Raw genomic sequence first — 7,076 nt, 5'->3', positions numbered from 1 at the left:
CTGAAGGATGCGCAGGCCGAAAGGATCGAAGTTCAGGAGGATTACTACAAGAAAGTTGATGCGCTACAGGCTGACTGGGTAACCGGAGCCCGTGACGGACTTGCCGACTGGGTGGATGATTCCACGAACTATGCAATGCAGGCGGCCGACGTCATGAAAACGGCACTCTCAGGGATCAGCAGCAACATTGTCGAGATGCTCAACGGCAATAAAGCGAGCTGGAAAGACTGGGGTATCAGCGTTCTGAAAATCATAGAACAGGTGATGGTAAATATGATGATCGCGAACGCGGTCAGCTCCATCGGCTCTTTGTTTGCTGGCGCATCTACTGGAGGTACCACGCCATCCGGCGCTTATAACAATGCAGCCGCAAATCTCGATCTCAACGCCAAAGGCGGCGTTTACTCTTCAGCCGATCTCAGTCAGTACAGTAACTCTGTCGTCAGTTCACCGACGCTGTTTGCGTTTGCAAAAGGTGCCGGTCTGATGGGAGAGGCTGGTCCTGAAGCCATTATGCCTCTTACCCGCGCGTCTGATGGTTCACTCGGTGTCCGCGCCGTGGGAAATAGCGGCGTCACGCCAGGTAGTGGAGGGGCACCACAGGTATATATCACCATTGATGGCAACGGAAATACGGCCACTCAAGCGACATCTGGCTATGAACAATTCGCGAAAGATGTGGGTTCTTATACAGATAGGCGTTACAGGGATCTAATAATGAGAGATTTAGCGCCGGGCGGTGCGATCTGGAACCTTGCAAAAGGAGGCCGCTGATGGCTCTTGAAACATTCAGCTGGTGCCCACGCATCAACGCGGAGCAGGAGGTAACGTTCCGCCGGCGCTCCGCAAAATTTGGTGACGGATATGAACAGGTGGCCGGTGACGGCTTAAATCCGCGTTCACAAAAGTGGAATTTACAGTTTACCGGTACCGAAGCGTATATCGGGGCCATTAAAAACTTCCTCGATCGTCACCAGGGCACAAAGTCTTTTCAGTGGCACCCACCGCTTGAGCCACTGGGGTTGTATCGCTGTGATACTTACACTCCGTCGCCGCTTGGCGCTGGGCTCTTCAACCTTTCAGCAACTTTTGAGCAGGCCTATAAACCATGAGTCTTAACGCAGATTATCAGAAGCTTGAACCCGGCGATGAGGTCAGGCTGTTTGAAGTGGATGGCACTGCATTTGGTACAGGTGAGGTGTTACGGTTTCACAACTACAGCATCGCACATACTGAAGCAGAAATAACAGCTGCCGGCGGTGACGAAAACAAGCTCCAGGCCAAATCAATCTGGTGGCAGGGCGAAGAATATAAAGCGTGGCCATGCCAGATTGAGGGGATCGAGGCTTCTACATCGGGAAGTAGTGCGCAGCCAAAACTTTCGGTAGCTAACCTCGACAGCTCGATCACCGCTCTTTGCCTTGCTTACGACGATATGTTGCAGGCGAAGGTGACGATACATGACACCCTGGGTAAATATCTCGATGCGAAAAACTTCACCGGGGGTAACCCGACAGCCGATCCTACTCAGGAAAAGCTGAAGGTTTTCTACATCGATGCAAAAAGCAGTGAAAACAATCAAGTAGTCGAGTTCACCCTTTCTAGCCCGATGGACCTGCAGGGGCTGATGATACCGACACGGCAGCTTCACTCCCTATGCTCCTGGTGTATCCGTGGGAAATACCGTACGGGAGACGGCTGCGATTACGCCGGAACGCGCTATTTTGACGAGAAAAATAACCCGGTCGATGATCCCTCACTGGATAAATGCAGCGGCACGCTTACAGGCTGCAAGCTGCGCTTCGGTGAGAATAATGAACTGCCGTTCGGCGGGTTCCCAGGGACTTCTCTCATTCGGAGTTGATATGCGACAGAAAACCATTGAGGCAATCATGGCGCATGCTGCAGCTGAATATCCTCGCGAGTGCTGCGGCGTGGTGGCACAGAACAGCCGGGTAGAGCGTTATTACCCGTGCAGGAATCTTGCGACCGAACCGACAGAACATTTCCACCTCAACCCGGAGGACTATGCACAGGCAGATGACTGGGGCACGATAACGGCTATTGTTCACAGTCATCCTGATGCGACCACGCAACCCAGCGAGCTGGACAAAGCGCAGTGTGATTCAACGCTTATTCCCTGGCATATTGTCAGCTGGCCGGAGGGGGATTTGCGAACCATTCAGCCGCGCGGAGAACTTCCGCTTCTTGAGCGGCCATTTGTGCTGGGCCATTTTGACTGCTGGGGTCTGGTGATGAGTTACTTCCGCCAGCAGCATGGCATTGAGCTGAAGGATTACCGGGTTGATTATCCTTGGTGGGAAGACAGCTATCCGGACAACTTCTATCACGATTACTGGTATGAGTGCGGCTTCCGTGAATTCACCGGTGCGCCGCAGCCTGGTGATATGGTGATCATGCAGGTGCAGGCCAATAAGTGGAACCATGCAGGAATACTGCTGGAAGGCAACATGCTATTGCACCATCTGTACGGTCATTTAAGCCAGCGCGTCCCTTATGGCGGTTACTGGGTTGATAGGACAGTGAAGGTGCTGCGTTATAAGACCATGTGCTAATCTTCCTGTGATTTTTCAAAGGGGATAAGGATATGAAAAAACTACTTATGGTTTTGGCTATCGTTGGGTTGGCTGGATGCTCAACGACAGGACTTGAAGGCGGGGAGCCAATATTTACAGGATATTCATCAAAATCGCCAGAAGCAATGAACAAATGTTTAGCTCCAAAGTGGGTAGCTTTAAAGGCGTCGTCTACAAGCATGCCTACTGAAAATGGTTATCAAATATCATCGTCAGACGATTGGTTTGGCGCTGTCTCGTTAGTGAAAATTGAGACAGCAACCGGCGGCGGTTCAAATATAAAAGTTTATGCATTATCGAAGGGATGGAATGATCCTTGGGGTAATGCAGCGAGGACATGCATTTAACATTTTTAAAAGAAACCACTTACGAGTGGTTTTTTTTTACCTGGAGAAAAGCATGACAACTATTTCTGAAGAAAAAATGGCAACAGTTGAATTGTTTGGTCCGCTAGCGAAAACCTTTGGTAAAACACACCAGCGTCTTGTTAGAACGAAAGCAGAGGCTATACATTCGCTATGTAAGACTATCGACAATTTTGAGCGTTTCCTTAATACCAGCAAATTAAGAGGGTTAACTTATGCTGTTTTTGTGGGCAAAAAAAATATTGGATTAGATGATCTGGGGTATCCAATAACTGAAGAGGTGATAAAAATAGTTCCAGTCATAATCGGGAGTAAGAAAGCTGGTGCTCTGCAGACTATATTGGGAGCAGTTTTAGTGGTCGTTGGTGTAGTGATCGGTTACTTCGCTGGTTGGACGGGTGTTGGTTGGGCAATCGGTTCGAAGATGGCAATGATGGGTGGTGCTATGATGCTTGGTGGTGTTGTCCAGATGCTATCCCCTCAGGCAGCTGGCCTCGCGAGTAAGCAGAGCGCAGATAATCAGGCATCCTATGCCTTCGGTGGCGTAACGAACACCGCAGCTCAGGGCTATCCCGTCCCGCTTGGTTACGGTAAGCGCCGTATAGGGGGGGCGATTATTTCGGCCGGGATTTTCGTCGAAGATCAGCAGTAAAATATAACCTTTCATTCAGTCCACCTTTGGGTGGATTTTTTTATAGGCGCAATATGGTAAACGCAACCGCAATTAAGGGCCGCAAAGGTGGAGGCTCTAAATCCCGCACGCCTACAGAACAGCCTGATGATTTGCAGTCCATCGCAAAAGCCAAACTACTTATCGCCCTGGGCGAGGGAGAATTTGGCGGCGGGCTGGATGGTAAAAGCATTTTCCTGGACGGGACCCCGTTGGAGAACGCGGACGGATCTCAAAATTTTAGCGGTGTGGCGTGGGAGTTTCGCTCCGGCACCCAGGCGCAAAAATATATCCAGGGCATGCCCGGAACCGAGAATGAAATTAGTGTCGGCACAGTGGTTAAAAGCACTGTGGCATGGACGCACACCTTCACCAATACGCAACTCTCTGCCGTTCGCCTGCGCCTCAAATGGCCGTCCCTGTTTAACCAGGAAGATGACGGTGATCTGGTTGGTTACTCCGTTAAATACGCCATAGACCTCCAGACTGACGGTGGCACCTGGGCCACGGTCATCGATACCGCAGTAACCGGCAAGACCACATCCGGCTATGAGCGCAGCCACCGTATCGATTTACCGCAGGCTGGCAGCACATGGACCGTGCGCCTGCGTAAAATAACCGCCGATGCTAACAGTGCAAAAATCGGCGATGCGATGACGCTGCAGAGCTACACCGAAGTTATTGACGCCAAGCTTCGCTATCCGAACACCTCCCTGCTGTATATCGAATTCGATTCCAGCCAGTTTAACGGCAGCATCCCACCGATATCCTGCGAACCGAAAATGCGCGTCATTCGCGTACCGGATAATTACGACCCGGCGACGCGCAGCTATAGTGGCACCTGGACAGGCTCGTTTAAATGGGCTTGGACAGATAACCCGGCGTGGATTTTCTACGACATCGTTGTCTCTGATCGTTTCGGTCTTGGCAATCGCCTGACGGCCGAGAATATTGATAAATGGACGCTGTATCAGGTGGCGCAGTACTGCGACCAGATGGTGCCGGACGGTAAGGGCGGCAGCGGTACTGAACCGCGTTACACCTGCAATGTCTACGTCCAGAGCCGCAACGATGCCTATACCGTACTGCGGGATTTCGCGGCCATCTTTAGGGGTATGACATACTGGGGTGGCAATCAAATTGTGGCACTGGCGGACATGCCCCGCGACATCGATTACAGCTACACCCGGGCTAACGTTATCGATGGCGTTTTTAACTATTCCAGCAGCACGACAAAAACGCGTTACACAACTGCACTGGTGTCTTGGTCCGATCCGGACAATGCGTATGCAGACGCGATGGAGTCGGTATTCGAGCAGGATCTGGTCACGCGCTACGGCTTTAACCAGCTCGAGCTGACGGCGATCGGCTGCACACGGCAAAGTGAGGCGAACCGCAAAGGGCGCTGGGGCATTCTGACGAACAACAAAGACCGTGTTGTAACGTTCTCAGTCGGGCTGGATGGCATGATCCCGCAACCGGGCTACGTTATTGCTGTCGCCGATGAACTGCTGTCCGGCAAAGTGACCGGCGGCCGCATCAGTTCTGTAAACGGGCGTGTGATTACGCTCGATCGTAAACCGGATGCTATAGCCGGCGATCGCCTACTCCTGAATCTGCCGTCCGGCGCCGCGCAGAGTCGCACTATCCAGGAGATTAATGGGAAGGCTGTTACCGTCACGGTTGCGTATGGCGAAACGCCACAGGCGGAAAGCATCTGGGTTGTTGAATCGGACGAGCTTTATGCACAGCAGTATCGCGTTATCAGCGTAACTGATAATAACGACGGCACATTCACCATCTCCGGGGCGTATTACGATCCGGATAAATACGCACGTATCGACACCGGCGCGCTAATTGACGAGCGGCCGGTAAGCGTCATTCCGCCGGGTAATCAGTTCCCGCCAGCTAATATCGTCATCAGCTCCTTCTCCGTAGTGCAGCAGAACATCAGCGTCGAAACCATGCGCGTGAGCTGGGACCAGGCGCAGAATGCTATCGCCTATGAAGCGCAATGGCGCCGCAACGACGGGAACTGGGTTAACGTGCCGCGCAGTTCCACAACGTCTTTCGACGTACCGGGGATATATGCCGGGCGCTACCTGGTGCGCGTGCGCGCAATCAATGCCGCAGAAATCTCGTCCGGATGGGGCTATTCAGAAGAGAAAACGCTGACGGGGAAAGTGGGCAATCCGCCGAAACCGGTCGGCTTCATCGCTTCTGATAATGTGGTTTTCGGTATCGAGCTGAGCTGGGGATTCCCGGCGAACACCGACGACACGCTGAAGACGGAAATTCAGTACAGCCTGACCGGGACGGAAGACGATGCGATGCTGCTGGCAGACGTACCCTATCCGCAGCGCAAGTATCAGCAGATGGGCCTTAAGGCAGGGCAAATTTTCTGGTACCGGGCGCAGCTGGTAGATCGAAGCGGAAACGAATCAGGGTATACAGACTTTGTGCGCGGGCAGGCCAGCATCGATGTATCCGATATCACCGATGCAATCCTGGAGGACATGAAAGGCTCCGATACGTTCAAAGACCTGATCGAGAGCGCGGTGGAGAGCAGTGAAAAGTTCGCAGAACTGGCTGATGCAATCAAAGAGAATGCAAACGGTCTTGCAGCGGCGGTTGGATCGAATAAGCAGACAGCTGAAGCAATCATCGGCAACGCGCTTGCTATTGCTGATGTTGTCGTGCGGCAGACAGCCCAGCAGGGCGCTAACTCTGCGACCTTCGAACAACTCCGGGAGGTGATCGCTACTGAAACGGAGGCGCGCGTAACGGATGTTACCCGTCTTGAGGCAAAAACTGCGCAGAACGAGGCGGGAGTTACCGAGGTAAGGCAGGCTCTGTCAGATGAAGCTCAGGCAAGGGCTACTGCTGTTGACCAGCTCACTGCGAGTACTCAGGTCATTTCTGATAAAGCTGATTCGGCTTCGAGTAAAGCTGACGCTGCATCAGGTAAGGCAGATGCGGCCGAACAAGCCAGCTCGCAAAATACTGCTGATATCACCACGTTGCGACAGGTTGTCACCGACACGACTTCATCAATGGCATCCCGTCTGGAGGAACTGGGAGCAAGGACAGATACTGCCAGCGGCGGCATTCAGAGTAACTCCATCGCGCTAATAACGAGTACGCTGGCGCAGGTTGATCAGCAGGTGAGACTCAGCGCGCAGTACGGTGACAGTAAAGCCAGCATCGATCGTATTGATAATGTTATGGCAAGCGACAGGGAGGCAACAGCGCGTTCGCTGCTGAGTTTGCAGACTGACGTGAACGGCAACAAAGCATCCATCAACAGCCTGAACCAGACGTTCTCAAATTATCAGCAGGCCACGGCTACGCAGATAAACGACATCACGGCGACCATCAACGGGCACACTTCAGCAATCAGCACAAACGCCCAGGCGATAGCAAGCGTTAGTGGCGACCTGAAGG

7 protein-coding genes are annotated in these 7,076 nt (G+C 52.6%); all 7 read left to right on the top strand.

The annotated features are described in order from the left end of the window. On the top strand, positions 1-774 hold a 774-nt coding region (locus ACOTYB_RS24350), incomplete at its 5' end, for a phage tail tape measure protein (protein ID WP_421765910.1). Further along, positions 774-1,112 (top strand): phage tail protein, encoded by a 339-nt coding sequence (locus tag ACOTYB_RS24345; RefSeq protein ID WP_104651402.1) that lies wholly within the window; start codon positions 774-776, stop codon positions 1,110-1,112. The genes ACOTYB_RS24350 and ACOTYB_RS24345, both read left to right, overlap by 1 nt. Then, a complete protein-coding gene (locus ACOTYB_RS24340) occupies positions 1,109-1,864 on the top strand; it encodes a phage minor tail protein L (protein ID WP_199130088.1) in 756 nt (251 codons plus the stop codon). The genes ACOTYB_RS24345 and ACOTYB_RS24340 overlap by 4 nt, the downstream gene beginning before the upstream one ends. Before the next feature lies 1 nt (position 1,865). After that, complete coding sequence (locus ACOTYB_RS24335; RefSeq protein WP_199130089.1) at positions 1,866-2,576, top strand: C40 family peptidase; 711 nt, start codon at positions 1,866-1,868, stop codon at positions 2,574-2,576. 32 nt (positions 2,577-2,608) lie between these two features. Beyond that, positions 2,609-2,944 (top strand): hypothetical protein, encoded by a 336-nt coding sequence (locus ACOTYB_RS24330; RefSeq protein ID WP_199130090.1) that lies wholly within the window; start codon positions 2,609-2,611, stop codon positions 2,942-2,944. 52 nt (positions 2,945-2,996) lie between these two features. Further along, on the top strand, positions 2,997-3,614 hold the full coding sequence (locus ACOTYB_RS24325; RefSeq protein ID WP_199130091.1) for a tail assembly protein: 618 nt from the start codon (positions 2,997-2,999) through the stop codon (positions 3,612-3,614). 53 nt (positions 3,615-3,667) lie between these two features. Then, positions 3,668-7,076, top strand: a 3,409-nt coding sequence (locus tag ACOTYB_RS24320) for a host specificity protein J (RefSeq protein ID WP_421765909.1), incomplete at its 3' end; no start/stop codon positions are given.

Origin of the sequence: Enterobacter cloacae complex sp. IR5450, from assembly GCF_049238665.1 — a bacterium.
GTDB classification, from domain to species: domain Bacteria; phylum Pseudomonadota; class Gammaproteobacteria; order Enterobacterales; family Enterobacteriaceae; genus Enterobacter; species Enterobacter hormaechei_C.
This window is presented reverse-complemented; position numbering and strand designations above follow the sequence as displayed.